Origin of the sequence: Sphingobium sp. B1D7B, from assembly GCF_025961965.1 — a bacterium.
GTDB lineage: Bacteria > Pseudomonadota > Alphaproteobacteria > Sphingomonadales > Sphingomonadaceae > Sphingobium.
Genome location: NZ_JAOQOR010000001.1, coordinates 892,280 through 907,305, shown reverse-complemented (window position 1 = coordinate 907,305; position 15,026 = coordinate 892,280). Strand labels below are relative to the sequence as shown.

Below are 15,026 nucleotides of genomic sequence, written 5' to 3'. Positions count from 1 at the left end.
GGTCCGGGATGGCGGCACAGGCGTCTTCCGCCCGGCGGAGAGAGGCAAGGATCGAACCGATGGGTTACGAGAATCAGGAATTCAGCGGCGCGCAAGAGGCCGAACAAGGGCCGAGCTGGGCGCGCAAGGGCTGGCCACTCGACAGCACGGACGACCTGACCGCCGCGCTCGACCCCACGCAGATGCAGGTGGCGATCAAGGCCGCGGTAGCGAAGAGCGGCGCGCCCGCCTCGCAGGCCGATGTCGCCAAGGCGGCCGCCGATTCGATCCGCGCGATGATGCTCATCCGCACCTATCGGGTGCGCGGCCATCTGGCCGCCAATCTCGATCCGCTCGGCCTGAGCCAGCGCGACCTGCCGGCCGATCTCACGCCGGAATATCATGGCTTCTCCGGCGCGGAGCAGGACCGCAAGGTCTATGTCGGCGGCGCGCTCGGCCTTGAGTGGACCACGATCCGCGAACTGGTGGACATTCTGCGCGCCAATTACTGCGGCAATGTCGGCCTCGAATATATGCACATCTCCGATGTGGAGGAGCGCCGCTTCCTGCAGGACCGCATGGAAGGCAAGGACAAGGAGATCATCTTCACGCCCGAGGGCAAGAAGGCGATCCTCGCCAAGGTCATCCAGGCCGAGCAATATGAGAAGTTCCTGGGCCGCAAATATGTCGGCACCAAGCGCTTCGGCCTCGATGGCGGCGAGTCCATGATTCCTGCGCTCGAAGCCGTGATCAAATATGGCGGCCAACTGGGCGTGCGCGAGATCGTGTACGGCATGGCCCATCGTGGCCGCCTCAATGTGCTGGCCAATGTGATGGCCAAGGGTTTCCGCGTGATCTTCCACGAGTTCTCGGGCGGCACCGCCAATCCCGAGGATGTCGGCGGCTCCGGCGACGTGAAATACCATCTCGGCACGTCGACCGACCGCGATTTCGACGGCATCAATGTCCATATGTCGCTGGTGCCCAACCCGTCGCACCTGGAGACGGTCGACCCGATCGTGCTCGGCAAGGTGCGCGCGCAGCAGCTCTTCCGCGACGATATCGGCCCCGGCAAGCACAAGCAGGTGCTGCCCGTGCTCATCCATGGCGACGCGGCCTTTGCCGGTCAGGGCATTGTGTGGGAGTGCTTCGGCTTTTCCGGCGTGCGCGGCTACAATACCGGCGGCTGCATCCACTTCGTTGTCAACAACCAGATCGGGTTCACCACCAGCCCGCAATTCTCGCGCGGCTCGCCCTATCCGAGCGATGTCGCCAAGGGCGTGCAGGCACCGATCATCCATGTGAATGGCGATGATCCCGAGGCGGTGACCTTCGCCTGCAAGCTGGCGATCGAATATCGCCAGACCTTCCATCGCGACATCGTGATCGACATGTGGTGCTACCGCCGCTTCGGCCACAATGAGGGCGACGAGCCGAGCTTCACCCAGCCGCTCATGTATGCGCGCATCAAGCAGCATCCGCCGGTGAGCGAGGTCTATGCCTCCCGCCTGCGTGAAGAGGGCGTGGTGGACGATTCGTTCCTGTCCGCGCAGGTCGAGGGCTTTGTCGATCATCTCGAGGAAGAGTTTGAATCGGCCAAGACCTACAAGGCCAATCATGCCGACTGGTTCGCCGGTCGCTGGTCCGGCCTGCATCAGCCCGCCGACATCGAAACCGCGCGCAAGAATGTCGAAACCGCCGTCTCCCCCAAGCTGTTCGAGAGCCTGGGCCGGACGCTGACGACGGTGCCCGAAGGCGTGAACGTCCACCGCACCTTGCGGCGCGTGCTCGATGCCAAGGCGGAGATGTTCAAGACCGGCGAGAATTTCGACTGGGCAACGGGCGAGGCACTGGCCTTCGGCTCGCTGCTGTCGGAAGGCTATGGCGTGCGCCTGTCCGGTCAGGACTCGGGGCGCGGCACGTTCAGCCAGCGTCACGCGGTTTGGGTCGATCAGGATAGCGAGAAGAAGTACATCCCGCTCTCCACCGTGCCGCACGGCCATTTCGAGGTCTATGATAGCCCGCTGAGCGAATATGGCGTGCTGGGCTTTGAATATGGCTATGCCATGGCTGACCCCAAGAGCCTGGTGCTGTGGGAAGCGCAGTTCGGCGATTTCGCCAATGGCGCGCAGATCATCATCGATCAGTATATCGCCTCGTCCGAGTCCAAATGGCTGCGCGCCAACGGCCTCGTGCTGCTGCTGCCGCATGGCTATGAAGGGCAAGGGCCCGAGCACAGCTCCGCACGGCTCGAGCGCTTCCTGCAGCTCTGCGCGGAAGGCAATATCCAGATCGCCAACTGCACCACGCCGGCCAACTATTTCCACATCCTGCGCCGGCAGATGCTGCGCCCGTTCCGCAAGCCACTGATCATCTTCACGCCCAAGTCGCTGCTGCGGCACAAGCTGGCGGTGAGCAAGGCCGAGGATTTCCAGGGCGATCGCCACTTCATGCGCATCCTCTCCGACCCCACACCGGCGGCGGACGAGCAGACGCGCCGGCTGGTGCTATGCTCCGGCAAGGTCGCCTATGACCTCATGGAAGCGCGCGACGCAGCCGGTGACAAGGACGTGCAGATCGTCCGCATCGAGCAGCTCTATCCCTTCCCGACCGAGGCGCTCGCCACGCGCCTCAAGCGCATGACCGTGCTGGAGGAAGTGGTGTGGTGTCAGGAGGAGCCCCGCAACAATGGTGCGTGGTTCTTCGTGGAGCCCTATATCGAGGAGGCGCTCGATCAGGCCGGCAAGGCGCCGATGCGCGCCCGCTACGCAGGTCGCAAGGCTTCGGCCTCGCCCGCCACCGGCCTTGCCCGCCGTCACCAGGCCGAGCAGGGTGCGCTCATTGCGGACGCGCTCGGTCACAATGTGCGCACCGAGATCAAGCGCCAGAAGAAAGCATAGTCCGCGCAGGCCGCGCCGGGCAGGAGGAAAGACATGGCCACTGAAGTGAAAGTGCCGACTCTGGGTGAATCCGTCACGGAAGCGACGGTGGGCCAGTGGCTGAAGAAGCCCGGCGACGCGGTGAAGGCCGATGAGCCGATCGCCAGCCTGGAGACCGACAAGGTCGCAGTAGAAGTCCCCGCGCCGGTCGCCGGCGTGCTCGGCGAGCTGCTGGTGAAGGAGGGCGACACCGTGAATGTCGGCGCCGTCATCGCCACCGTGCAGGAAGGCGCGGCTGCGGCCAGCAAGCCCGCACCGGCCAAGGCGGAAGCCGCTGCGCCGGCCCCGGCCAAGACCGAGGCAGCCCCTGCACCGACCCCGACGCCCACACCCGCGCCCGCGCCCGCGCAGGCCGCGCATGAAGGCGACAGCACGCTCGGCGCCATCACCCTCTCCCCGGCCGTGCGCCGGCTGGTGCTCGAGCATGGTCTCGACCCCAGCAAGATCAAGGGCACCGGCAAGGACGGGCGCCTGACCAAGGACGACGTGATGGCCGCCATTGCCGATGGCAGCGCCGTCGCGAGCGAGTCCGCCGTGGCCGCCGCCGCGCCGGCACCGGCGACCGGCAGCTCCGGCCCGTCGCGCCATCAGGAACGCGTGAAGATGACGCGCCTGCGCCAGACCGTCGCGCGGCGCCTCAAGGAAGCGCAGAACAACGCCGCCATTCTGACCACGTTCAACGATGTGGACATGAGCGCCGTCATCGCCGCGCGCGCCAAGTACAAGGATCTGTTCGAGAAGAAGCACGGCGTGCGCCTCGGCTTCATGGGCTTCTTCGTGAAGGCCGCATGCATGGCGCTCAAGGACATCCCCGGCGTCAATGCGCAGATCGAGGGCGACGAGATCGTCTATAATGATTTCTGCGACATCTCGGTCGCGGTGTCGGCGCCCAATGGCCTCGTCGTGCCGGTCATCCGCAATGCCGAGACGATGAGCATCGCCGAGATCGAGAAGACCATCGCCGATTTCGGCAAGCGCGCCAAGGAAGGCACGCTGTCGATGGCGGACATGGCCGGCGGCACCTTCACCATCTCCAACGGCGGCGTGTTCGGCTCGCTCATGTCGACGCCGATCATCAACCCGCCCCAGTCCGGCGTGCTCGGCCTGCACCGCATCGAGGAGCGCGCCGTGGTGGTCGACGGCCAGATCGTCGCACGCCCGATGATGTATCTGGCGCTCAGCTACGATCACCGCATGGTCGATGGCCGCGAGGCGGTGACCTTCCTCGTCGCCCTCAAGAACGCCATCGAGGACCCCACCCGGCTGCTGATCGATTTGTGAGGCAGGGAAAAATAGCAAACTAGCCCGTGCTCCTGCGAAGGCAGGAGCCCATCGACGGAGAAGAAACGACGAAATCTGGCTTCGTGTATCTGATGGCCAGCAAGCCGAACGGAACGCTGCACCTCGGCGTCACGAGCGACCTCGTCGCGCGGTGTCATCAGCATCGCGAGGGTCACGTCGAAGGGTTCAGCAAACGCTATGGTTGCCGGCTCCTTGTTTGGTACGCAGTATATGACGATCTGCAGGAAGCGCGGCTACGCGAACTGCAGATGAAGAAATGGAAACGGGCCTGGAAAGTCCGCCTGATCAGGGAGAACAATCCCGAATGGCGCGATCTGTGGTCGGTGATTGCGACCTAGCCGTGGGTTCCTGCCTTCGCAGGAACACAAAACGGTGACCGGTCAATGGAGCGAGTAATGGCAGACCAGTTCGACTATGACGTTCTCGTAATCGGCGCCGGGCCCGGCGGTTATGTGGCGGCGATCCGCGCCGCGCAGCTTGGGCTGAAGACCGCCTGCGCGGAAAGCCGGGAGACGCTGGGCGGCACCTGCCTCAATGTCGGCTGCATTCCCTCCAAGACGCTGCTGCACGCCTCGCACCTGTTCCATGAGGCCAAGGATGGCGTGCTGGCCAAGCACGGCATCAAGCTCGGCTCCGTGTCGCTCGATCTGCCGGCGATGCTGGCGGACAAGGATGCGGCCGTGAAGGGCCTCACCGGCGGCATCGAGTTCCTGTTCAAGAAGAACAAGGTTGAATGGCTCAAGGGCATGGCCAGCTTCAAGGACGCGCACAGCGTCGAGGTGGCCGGCAAGACCGTGACCGCCAAGAACATCGTTATCGCCACCGGCTCCAGCGTGACGCCGCTGCCCGGTGTCGAGATCGACAATGACAAGGGCGTGGTGGTCGATTCCACCGGCGCGCTGGCGCTCAAGCAGGTGCCGGATCATCTGGTGGTGATCGGCGGCGGCGTCATCGGTCTCGAACTGGGGTCGGTCTGGGGTCGCCTGGGCGCCAAGGTGACCGTGATCGAATATCTCGACCAGATCCTGCCCGGCATGGACGGCGAGGTGCGCAAGGAAGCCGCCAAGCTGTTCGCCAAGCAGGGTTTCGATATCCGCACCGGCACCAAGGTGACCGGCGTCGCCGTCAAGGGCGGCAAGGCCAGCGTGACGGTCGAGCCGGCTGCCGGTGGCACCGCCGAGACGATCGAGGCCGATACGGTGCTGGTCGCCATCGGCCGCCGCCCGAACACGCAGGGCCTCGGCCTCGACAAGATCGGGCTGGAGCTGAACCAACGCGGCCAGATCGAGACCGGCCATGATTTCTCGACGAAAGTCGACGGCGTCTGGGCCGTTGGCGACGTGATTCCCGGCCCCATGCTCGCGCACAAGGCCGAGGATGAAGGCATTGCCGTCGCGGAGAACATCGCCGGTATGACCGGCATCGTGAACCATGACGTCATCCCCAGCGTCGTCTACACCAGCCCGGAGATCGCCGGTGTCGGCCTGACCGAGGAAGCCGCCCGCGAGAAGGGCGAGGTCAAGGTCGGCAAGTTCCCGATGATGGCGAACAGCCGCGCCAAGGCAATCAGCGCCACCGACGGCTTCGTGAAGGTGATCGCCGATGCCGAGACCGACCGGGTGCTGGGCGTGTGGATCGTCGCCGATCCCGCCGGCACGATGATCGCCCAGGCCGCGCAGGCCATGGAGTTCGGCGCCACATCAGAAGACATCGCCTACACCTGCCACGCCCACCCGACGCACAATGAGTCGGTGAAGGAAGCCGCGATGGCGGTGCTCGGCAAGCCCATCCACATGTGAATTGGCGTCCTGGCCGGCTTGTCCGGTCAGGGGCTTTCCCCTTTGCCCGCGTGTAAGCTTGTTCGCCAGCGAAGCTGAATGCTGGCGGAAGATTCGCGCACGTCTGGCGCCGCGCTGACGAGTCTTCCGCGGCTGAACCAGCCCCCCTACTGCATCCCCGATGGCAGGATCGACGGCGATTCCCGTTGCGGCTGGGGCTGCGCGGGCGGTGCCTGACGCTGCTGCTGCGGCGGCCGTTGCTGGCCCGGCTGGGCGGGTGCCGGGCGCGCCGGGCGTTCGTCGCGGCCGAGCACTTCGTCGATCCAGCGCTGGTCGATCCGGCGCGGCGCTTCGGTGCCGCTGGTGTCGCCCGGCGTTGCGCCTTCGGCACCGCTGCTCTGGCCCTCGGCGGGCGGCAGAGGCAGGCCATTCTCGTCCACCATCATGCCATTGTCGGGCGAACCATAGGCCTCTTCGTCCGGTTCGAGCTGCCATTCGGGCAGCACCACCTCGGTCTCGAAATTCTCGACCGGGCGATTGGCCACGGCGGTGCGCATAAAGGCCGCAAAGGCCCGCGCTGGCGCGCGACCGCCGGCCAAGCCACCCACTCTACGACTATCGTCGCGGCCCATCCACACGCCGGTGGTGAGGCCGCTGGAGAAGCCGACGAACCAGCCATCCTTGTTGCTGGTGGTCGTGCCGGTCTTGCCTGCGACAGGCCGGCCGATCTGGGCCGCGCGGCCCGTGCCGGTGTTCACCGCCGTCTGCATCAGGTCGGTCATCCCCGCCGCGACCCAGGGCGCCACCAGCACGCGGCTGGTATCGTCCTCATGCTCATACAGCGTGGTGCCATCGGCCGTGGTCACCTTGAGGATGCCATAGGGCCGCACCGCCACGCCCTTGCGGGCAACCGACGCGAAGGCCTGCGTCATGTCGATGAGGTGGACCTCGGACGTGCCGAGCACCATCGAGGGGTGCGTGTTGATCGTCGTGGAAATGCCGAACCGGCGCGCCATGTCGGCGACCGTCGAGAAGCCCACTTCCATGCCCAGCTTGGCGGCAATTGTGTTGATCGAATAGGCAAAGGCCGTGCGCACGTCGATCTCGCCCACATTGCGGCGATTGTCGTTGCGCGGCGACCAGCCGTTGATCGTCACCGGACTGTCCACCACCCGCGTCTCGGGCGTGTAACCCGCTTCCAGCGCGGAGAGATAGACGAACAGCTTGAAGGCCGAGCCCGGCTGCCGCTGGGCGACGGTCGCGCGGTTATAGTTGGAGCTGACATAATCCAGCCCGCCGACCAGCGCCCGCACCGCGCCATCGCGGTCGAGGCTGACCAGCGCACCCTGCGCGCCGCCCGGCACATTGCCCTTGAGCGCCGCCACGGCGGCCCGCTGCATCCGGGGATCGAGCGTGGTGTAGACGTCGAGCGGCTGCTCGCGCTCGTCGATCAGCGTATCGAGCTGCGGCAGCACCCAGTCGGTGAAGTAGCGCACGCTGTCCTGCGCCTTCTCGGGCACCAGCCGCACGCTATCGAGATCGGCAGCGGCCCGCTCGGCGCTGGTAAGGTCGCCATTGGCCGCCATCACGTCCAGCACCACGCTGGCGCGGCCGGCGGCAGCATCGGCATCGGCCGTCGGCGAATAATGCGAGGGCGCCTTCACCAGCCCGGCGATGATCGCCGCTTCCTCGAGGCTGAGCGTCGTCGCGGGGTGATTGAAGAACTTGCGGCTCGCGGCATCCACGCCATAGGCGCCACCGCCGAAATAGACCTTGTTGAGGTACAGCTCCAGGATCTGGGACTTGCTGAACTTGCGCTCCATCGCCAGCGCCAGGATCATCTCGCGCAGCTTGCGGCCAGCGGAATAGCTGTTGTTGAGGAAGATGTTGCGCGCCAGCTGCTGGGTGATGGTCGACGCGCCTTGCAGACGCCGCCCCTCGCCACGGCGCACATAACCCACCCAGGCCGCGCGGGCGACGCCGATCGGATCGACACCGGGGTGCATGTAGAAGCGCTTGTCTTCCACCGAGACCAAAGCGCGGGTCATCACCTCGGGAATCTGCGAATGATTGAGCCAGCGCCCATAGCTCGGCCCGAGCGAGACGAGCACCGAGCCGTCCGCGGCGTGAACGCGGATCATCTGCCCATTGGGCGAGCTCTTGAGCGAGTCGAAGCTCGGCAGCGACTGCATCGCGATGACGACCGCAATCACCAGCGCGATCAGTCCCCCGATGGCGAGTGCGATGCCGACCTTGATCAGCCGGATGGTCCAGAGCCTGATCGAGCTCCCCGATTTTGCCTTGGCCATGCCTTGCCTTGTACCGCTCCGAACCGCTGCGTGCTGCAACTGTGCAGGACGCTACAAGCGTCCAGCGCCTTTACAAGCGCTGAATAGGATATCAATCGTCCTGTGCGGTGCCCTGCGGCTCGAAGTCCAGCGCGACGCTGTTCATGCAGTAGCGCAGGCCTTCCGGCCCCGGCCCATCAGGGAAGACATGGCCCAGATGCCCGTCGCAGCGCGCGCAGCGCACCTCGACGCGGCGCATGCCGTGGCTCGTGTCGGTATATTCACTGACTGCCTCGTCTTCCAGCGGCGCCGTGAAGCTCGGCCAGCCCGAGCCGCTGTCATATTTATGCCCACTGTCGAACAGCGGCAGGCCACAACCGGCGCAATGATAGATGCCGGCATCCTTGAGCTTGTCATAGGCACCCGCAAAGGCGCGCTCGGTGCCATGCTCGCGCAGCACATGATATTGCTCGGGGGTCAGGCGCTCGCGCCACTCGGCATCGCTGAGGTTCATCTTGTCCATGCGCGGAATATCGGGTGCCTGCCCGGGCGCGTCAATGGCACCGAGCGGCGGATCGTGGGGCGTGGACCAACGCGCCGAATCTACGGGAAGCAAACGTCCGCTTTTCAACCCTTCTTTTCGTCATCCCGGACTTGATCCGGGATCCCGCTGCCCTTGAAGATCGCAGGTCCAGATTGAGAAACCGGAAGAAGCGGGATCCCGGATCAAGTCCGGGATGACGTCGCTAATGACGAGATAGGGTCCGGCGCCATCGCCTCGGAACTGTCCACGCCCCTCGGGCCAATCGACATTCAGATGATGACGTGACGAAAATGGCGGTTTTCCGTGACCCGGAGCGCAGCGTACTTCAGGTACGTGAGCACCGGAAGCGCGGAATGCCGCCATTTGCAGGCCGTCAGCGCTGAATGTCGATTGGCCCTAGCGCCCGCGTGCGCCGAGCCGTGCGACGTTGATCAACTCCTGCGCCAGCACCGTCTCGCCGATCTGGTGCGAGAGGCGGCTGGTCCGCTCGGCCTCCGCCAAACGGTGAATGGCCTTGTCGAGCGCCTCCGCACTCCAGCGGCGCGCGACCTCCTCGTCGCCGCGCCCGCCAAAGCGCGGCGCCTGTCCGCCCTGCGCCTGCGCAAAGCCGATGGCGCGTTGCAGGGTGAGGCGGGCAAGCCCCGCCAGCGAGCCGCCACTCTGGCGCAACCGGGCCATCTCATGCTCGGTGGCGCGGACATTGCCGGAGAGCACGACCATCGCCGCCTTGAAGAGCTGCTGGTCGCCCCCCTCCGCGCCCAGCGCATCCAGCGCCTCGGGCGTCGCGGCCTTGGGCTCCTCGGGCGAGGCATCCAGATACAGCGCCAGCTTCTCCATCTCGCCGGCCAGCAGCCCCCGCTCGGCGCCGGTCAGCGCAACCAGCCGACGGGCCAGATCGCCCGGCAGTTCCAGGCCGAGTTCGCGCGCCATGCTGACCGCCAGCGCATCGGCATTGCGGCCCTCCGGCGCATAGCTGACGATGGCGACCACCGCCTTGTCGCCCTCGCACAGCTTGAGCAGCTTGCTTGTCTTGCGCAGATTGCCCGCGATCATCACCACCGGATTGCCGGTCGCAGGCGCCTGCAGCAGGGCCTCGACGGCGGGCACGACTTCCTCACCCGCCGGCTGCACGCGCACCCAGCGCTTGTCCCCGAACATGGAGATGGCGGCGGCCTCATCCGGCAGGCGGGCCGGGTCACTGCGCAGCGTCGCCCCATCCAGGTCGATTCGCTCGGCGCCCGCCCCCATGGCCTTGCCGACGCGCGCCGACAGCGCTTCGCTGCCGGCTTCATCCGGCCCGTACAGCAGATAGAGGCGGATGTTCGGCGCGGGATCGTCCAGCGCCTTGAGCGCGGCCTGATTGTCCGCCCGCAGGCTCATTCGCGCGCGGCGAGCGCCACGCTGGCCAGCACGCGGTCGGCGACGATCTCGGTCAGCCGCTCCAGCGCGCTATCCTCAGCCGCAACCGTGGCATATTCGCTGGAGGCCACGTCGATGCCGGCATCCCAACTTGAAGTTTCATCGAGCACGGTCTTGCCGCTCTGCGTGTCAACCAGCTGGTAGCGCGCGCGCAGGGTCCGGCGTTCGCGCGTCACCGTGTCATCCGCGCGCACACCCAGACCCTCGATGCGATCATCGAGCTGCACCTTGAGCAGAAAGCGCGGGGCGGCATCGCCCATGGCGGCCAGCCGGTCGTTGAGCGCATTACGCATCAGCCAGCCGCTCTTGCCGGGGATCGGTTCCACCTGCACGCTCGCCAGCGCCTGCGCCGCAGCCCCGCTGCGCCCGCCGGCATACATGGGCTTCAATCCGCAGGCCGAGAGGCTGGCGGCAAGGGCGAGGCCCAAAACGAGGCGGCCCTGAACGAGGCGGGAGAAAGCGCTGGTCATCAGACGACCAGATTGACCAGACGATCCGGAACCACAATCACTTTCTTCGGCGCCCGGCCTTCAAGCTGCCGCGCGACATTGGGCGCGGCGAGCGCAAGGCTCTCCAGCGTGGCCTTGTCCGTGCCCTTGGCGACCGTGATCGTATCGCGCAGCTTGCCCATCACCTGAATGGCGATGGTCACTTCGTCATCGACCAGCAAGGCGGGATCGACAGACGGCCACATGGCGTCGGCGATCAGGCCCTCATGGCCCATCTCGGCCCAGGCTTCCTCGGCGATGTGCGGCGTCATCGGCGCGACGAGCAGCGCCAGCGCGCGAATCGCCTCGGCGCGGGTGGCGGACGGCGCCGCCTTCTCGATGGCATTGGCCAGCTCGTAAATCTTGGCGACGCCCTTGTTGAACGCCAGCGCCTCGATGTCCCTCGCAACGCCGTCGACCGTCTGGTGCAGCTTGCGCTTGAGCGCCTTGTCCTCGCTGCCGTCGCCGGTTTCGCCGACCTGTCCGAAGATCCGCCACAGGCGATTGACGAAGCGCCATGAGCCCTCGATGCCGGCCTCGCTCCACGGCAGGTCGCGCTCGGGCGGCGAATCCGAGAGCATGAACCAGCGCACCGCATCCGCGCCATAGCGCTCGATGATCTCGTCCGGGTCCACGACATTCTTCTTGGACTTGGACATCTTGATGACGCGGCCGATCTCGACCGGCGCGCCATCGGCCAGCAGCGTCGCGCCCTCAGCGGTGCGCGTCACTTCGCTGGGCGCGTAGTAGAGCGGCGGCAGGCCTTCGCCCTGCTTGCGGGCATAGGTCTCATGCGTGACCATGCCCTGCGTGAACAGGCTCTCGAACGGCTCGGCGACGCTGATCTTGCCGATATGGGCCAGCGCGCGCGTCCAGAAGCGGGCGTAGAGCAGATGCAGGATCGCATGCTCGATACCGCCGATATACTGGCCGACCGGGAGCCAGCTCTCAGCCTCGGCGCGGTCGAACGGCTGGTCATCGGGCTGGCTGGCGAAGCGGATGAAGTACCAGCTCGAATCCACGAAGGTATCGAGCGTGTCGGTCTCGCGCACCGCAGCCTTGCCGCATTTGGGGCAATCGACGTGCTTCCACGTCGGGTGCCGGTCGAGCGGATTGCCCGGCACGTCGAAGCTCACATCCTCGGGCAGCACCACCGGCAACTGCGCCTTGGGGACGGGCACCACGCCGCAATCCGAGCAATGGATGAACGGGATCGGCGTGCCCCAGTAGCGCTGGCGCGAGACGCCCCAGTCGCGCAGGCGCCACACGGTCGTGCCCTTGCCCCAGCCCTCGGCCTCGGCGCGGCGGATGACTTCGGCCTTGGCCTCTTCCACGGCCATGCCGTCGAGGAAGCGCGAGTTCACGAGGCGACCGGGGCCGGTATAGGCCTCGTCATGGATCGGCGCTTGCTCCTCGCCCTGCGGCGCGACGACGCGCTCCACCGGCAGCATATATTTGCGCGCGAAGTCGAGATCGCGCTGGTCATGCGCCGGGCAACCGAAGACGGCGCCGGTGCCATAATCCATCAGCACGAAATTGGCGACGAACAGGGGCAGCTTCCAGTCCGGATCGAGCGGATGGACGACGCTCAGGCCCGTATCGAAGCCCTTCTTCTCCTGCGTCTCCAAATCCGCCGCAGCGGTGCCCGACCGGCGGCATTCCTCGGCGAACGCCGCCAGATCGGCGTTGTCCTGAGCGAGCGCCAGCGCAATCGGATGATCGGCGGCAATCGCCGCGAAGCTCGCGCCGAACAGCGTGTCCGGCCGGGTGGAGAAGACCTCCAGCTCCTGAATCTCGCCAACCGGCGTTTCCAGCCGGAACCGGAACTGCATGCCCTGCGACTTGCCGATCCAGTTCTCCTGCATCAGCCGAACCTTCTCGGGCCACTTGTCCAGCGTGCCGAGACCGGCGAGCAGGTCGTCGGCGAAGTCGGTGATGCGCAGGAACCATTGGTTGAGCTTGCGCTTCTCGACCAGCGCGCCCGAGCGCCAGCCGCGCCCGTCGATCACCTGCTCATTGGCGAGCACGGTCATATCGACCGGGTCCCAGTTCACCGCGCTTTCCTTGCGGTAGACGAGGCCGGCTTCATACAGGTCGATGAACAGCGCCTGTTCCTGGCCGTAATAATCCGGCTCGCAGGTCGCCAACTCGCGGCTCCAGTCGAGCGCGAAGCCGAGGCGCTTCAACTGCGCCTTCATCGAGGCGATGTTGTCGCGCGTCCAGCTGCCCGGATGGATCTTCTTTTCCATCGCGGCATTTTCGGCGGGCATGCCAAAGGCATCCCAGCCCATCGGGTGCAGCACGTCATGGCCCTGCATCCGGCGGAAGCGGGCCAGCACGTCACCCATGGAATAGTTGCGCACATGGCCGATGTGGATGCGCCCGGAGGGGTAGGGGAACATCTCCAGCACATAGCTTCTCGGCGCGCCCTGGCGGGTGCCGGCCTTGAAGCTCTCCCTGTCGTCCCACACGGCCTGCCAGCGGGCGTCAGCCTGCGCAGGGTTGAAGCGTCTGTCGCTCACTCTCGCCTCGTTCATCAATAGGGCCGGTCCGGCCCCGTGACGGGCGCCGAGGCCGGGCTTTGTCAGCCGCTGATCGCGCGGCGCCGCAGGTCGCGGGCACGCGTCAGGATGATTTCTTCAAGCTTCTGGGTCGTCGCCGCCTGCACCGGGGCATCGATCCACTGGCCGTTCTGCAGCATCTGGCGGCTGGCCGCCACGCGCAGGGCATCGGCGCGCAGATCCTGGTCGAGGATCGTCACCGTCAGCTTCATGCGCTCGTTCGTCGCGGCGGGATTGATGTACCAGTCGGTCAGGATCACGCCGCCGTTGGAATCTGTCTGGAGCAGGGGCATGAAGGACAGCGTCTCGAGGCTCGCGCGCCAGAGATAGCCGTTGATGCCGATGCTGGTCACGCGCGAGGCGGCCAGATCGGCCTTGGGGCGATCCTTCCCGCCACCGCAGCCTGCCAGCAGCCCGCAGGAAAGCGCCAGCAGCAGGCCGCCCTTCAAAGTCTTGTGTCCGCTCAGAACCATGCGTTGCCTATCCCGTGATGTCCGGTGGTGACCGGGCTCCCTGTCGATCAGCCTCTATAGTGAGGCAGGGCGGCGGCACAAGTGGCGGATTGCGCGGGCTCTGCCGCTCGCGCCGCTGCCGGCATCGGCCCGGCGCAATTTCAGTTGCGGTGGGTTGATTTTTGCAACCGTGTTGAACAATGGTCGTTTCACGAAGGGATTATAAGGGGATAACCGGCTCGCCGGTGGCCACTGTGGAGAATCGGTCACGCTTTCCAGCGAATCGTCTCTGCTTCTGGTCCGCGCTATCCCCTCATGATATAAGAACACAGACCGGCCCTCAAAATGGAGTCGGCGCAGGGAGCGAACGGTGACGGTGAAGACGGGAAAGATCGCGTTGGCGGGGGCTTTGACAGCCGCCCTTTCGCTCGCCCTCACCCCGGCGCTTTCCGCTGTTCTCGGCGCAGAATCGAAGAGCTTGGATCAAAGCGGCGTGTCGCTGAAGATGCTGGGCAGCATCGGTTCGTTCACGCCGGTCACCCATGACGAGAAGCTGGCCAAGGCCTATGCCCAAGCCGCGCGCGAATCGCAGAGCAAGGGCTTCCGCTTCACGCCGACCAGCGGTTCGGCGGCCGGCAATCGCTCGCTGACCATTCTCGTCCGCACGCCCAACGCCATGGCCTCCGCGCTGGATGGCCGGTCCGAGCGGGTTCTGCCCAATCTCGGCGTCGCGCCTGTCGCATACCGGCTGGGCGTGACCAAGGGTCTCGCGCGGTTCACGCCGGGCACCCGCATCGAATCCTCCAGGCTCGACCCGATCATCGAGAAGTCGATCAGCGAGCCGGTCGCCAGCTTCACGCTGCGCCCGAAGCAGGATCGCTTCTCGGCGAATGTCCAGCTTGAGCATCGCGAAGTCGCCGCCGCCTCCCCGGCTGAAGATACGCCGGCCACGCTCGGCGCCGAGCCCAGCTATGCCGTCGATCTGTCGAGCAGCTACTCGCTGACCCGCAACCTGAACCTGAAGGCTGGCGTGCGCTATGCCGGGCCGAACAACCGGCTCGCGCCGACCGTCACGGATCAGGCGCAAGACAGCCAGGCCGTCTACGTCGGGACCACATTCAAGTTCTAAGCCCGCCTGTGCGCTGACCTCTCGTTTGCGAACGCGATGAGTCGCGCCCGCAAGTGCTGTGGTTCTTCCGTCTCGATGATTGACACAGCGGCGCCCCACAAGGCAGCACCGCAGTGCAGGCCTTCAGATGGCACCGCAACGGGGAGA

The 15,026-nt window shown here is 66.0% G+C and carries 11 protein-coding genes; 5 read left to right on the top strand and 6 right to left on the bottom strand.

Going from position 1 to position 15,026, the window contains the following annotated elements; all coding sequences use genetic code 11:
- Nucleotides 1-59: 59 nt before the first annotated feature.
- From M2336_RS04245 to lpdA, 4 genes are read left to right on the top strand one after another with little or no spacing between them, the layout of a single operon-like run.
- On the top strand, nucleotides 60-2,879 hold the full coding sequence (locus M2336_RS04245; RefSeq protein ID WP_264574102.1) for a 2-oxoglutarate dehydrogenase E1 component: 2,820 nt from the start codon (nucleotides 60-62) through the stop codon (nucleotides 2,877-2,879).
- Between the two features lie 33 nt (nucleotides 2,880-2,912).
- Nucleotides 2,913-4,199 (top strand): 2-oxoglutarate dehydrogenase complex dihydrolipoyllysine-residue succinyltransferase, encoded by a 1,287-nt coding sequence (gene odhB / locus M2336_RS04240; RefSeq protein ID WP_264574101.1) that lies wholly within the window; start codon nucleotides 2,913-2,915, stop codon nucleotides 4,197-4,199.
- Nucleotides 4,200-4,249: 50 nt separating this feature from the next.
- Complete coding sequence (locus tag M2336_RS04235; protein WP_264574956.1) at nucleotides 4,250-4,558, top strand: GIY-YIG nuclease family protein; 309 nt, start codon at nucleotides 4,250-4,252, stop codon at nucleotides 4,556-4,558.
- A 57-nt stretch (nucleotides 4,559-4,615) separates the two neighbouring features.
- Complete coding sequence (lpdA, locus tag M2336_RS04230; protein WP_264574100.1) at nucleotides 4,616-6,019, top strand: dihydrolipoyl dehydrogenase; 1,404 nt, start codon at nucleotides 4,616-4,618, stop codon at nucleotides 6,017-6,019.
- 146 nt (nucleotides 6,020-6,165) lie between these two features.
- Here lpdA and M2336_RS04225 read toward each other — a convergent pair whose 3' ends face one another.
- The 6 genes from M2336_RS04225 to M2336_RS04200 form a co-directional block, all read right to left on the bottom strand.
- The gene (locus M2336_RS04225) at nucleotides 6,166-8,307 is read right to left on the bottom strand and encodes a transglycosylase domain-containing protein (protein ID WP_264574099.1); all 2,142 of its coding nucleotides are present in this window, start codon (nucleotides 8,305-8,307) and stop codon (nucleotides 6,166-6,168) included.
- 91 nt (nucleotides 8,308-8,398) lie between these two features.
- Nucleotides 8,399-8,809 (bottom strand): peptide-methionine (R)-S-oxide reductase MsrB, encoded by a 411-nt coding sequence (gene msrB, locus M2336_RS04220; protein WP_264572327.1) that lies wholly within the window; start codon nucleotides 8,807-8,809, stop codon nucleotides 8,399-8,401.
- Nucleotides 8,810-9,226: 417 nt separating this feature from the next.
- Nucleotides 9,227-10,210, bottom strand: a complete 984-nt coding sequence (locus M2336_RS04215; RefSeq protein WP_264574098.1) for a DNA polymerase III subunit delta — start codon at nucleotides 10,208-10,210, stop codon at nucleotides 9,227-9,229.
- Nucleotides 10,207-10,719: an LPS assembly lipoprotein LptE gene (gene lptE / locus M2336_RS04210; RefSeq protein WP_264574097.1), complete on the bottom strand. Its 513-nt coding sequence runs from the start codon at nucleotides 10,717-10,719 to the stop codon at nucleotides 10,207-10,209. Before lptE ends, M2336_RS04215 begins: the two co-directional genes overlap by 4 nt.
- On the bottom strand, nucleotides 10,719-13,274 hold the full coding sequence (gene leuS, locus M2336_RS04205; RefSeq protein ID WP_264574096.1) for a leucine--tRNA ligase: 2,556 nt from the start codon (nucleotides 13,272-13,274) through the stop codon (nucleotides 10,719-10,721). Before leuS ends, lptE begins: the two co-directional genes overlap by 1 nt.
- A 47-nt stretch (nucleotides 13,275-13,321) precedes the next feature.
- Nucleotides 13,322-13,771, bottom strand: coding sequence for a DUF3576 domain-containing protein (locus tag M2336_RS04200; RefSeq protein WP_264574095.1), 450 nt, complete (start codon nucleotides 13,769-13,771; stop codon nucleotides 13,322-13,324).
- A 349-nt stretch (nucleotides 13,772-14,120) separates the two neighbouring features.
- Between M2336_RS04200 and M2336_RS04195 the strand changes: the two genes are divergently transcribed.
- On the top strand, nucleotides 14,121-14,879 hold the full coding sequence (locus M2336_RS04195) for a hypothetical protein (protein WP_264574094.1): 759 nt from the start codon (nucleotides 14,121-14,123) through the stop codon (nucleotides 14,877-14,879).
- Nucleotides 14,880-15,026: the final 147 nt, after the last annotated feature.

Coding starts and splice junctions, on each gene's coding strand:
- M2336_RS04245 (WP_264574102.1), top strand. CDS start 60: ATGGGTTACGAGAATCAGGAATTCAGCGGCGCGCAAGAGGCCGAACAA.
- odhB (WP_264574101.1), top strand. CDS start 2,913: ATGGCCACTGAAGTGAAAGTGCCGACTCTGGGTGAATCCGTCACGGAA.
- lpdA (WP_264574100.1), top strand. CDS start 4,616: ATGGCAGACCAGTTCGACTATGACGTTCTCGTAATCGGCGCCGGGCCC.
- M2336_RS04225 (WP_264574099.1), bottom strand. CDS start 8,307: ATGGCCAAGGCAAAATCGGGGAGCTCGATCAGGCTCTGGACCATCCGG.
- msrB (WP_264572327.1), bottom strand. CDS start 8,809: ATGGACAAGATGAACCTCAGCGATGCCGAGTGGCGCGAGCGCCTGACC.
- M2336_RS04215 (WP_264574098.1), bottom strand. CDS start 10,210: ATGAGCCTGCGGGCGGACAATCAGGCCGCGCTCAAGGCGCTGGACGAT.
- lptE (WP_264574097.1), bottom strand. CDS start 10,719: ATGACCAGCGCTTTCTCCCGCCTCGTTCAGGGCCGCCTCGTTTTGGGC.
- leuS (WP_264574096.1), bottom strand. CDS start 13,274: ATGAACGAGGCGAGAGTGAGCGACAGACGCTTCAACCCTGCGCAGGCT.
- M2336_RS04200 (WP_264574095.1), bottom strand. CDS start 13,771: ATGGTTCTGAGCGGACACAAGACTTTGAAGGGCGGCCTGCTGCTGGCG.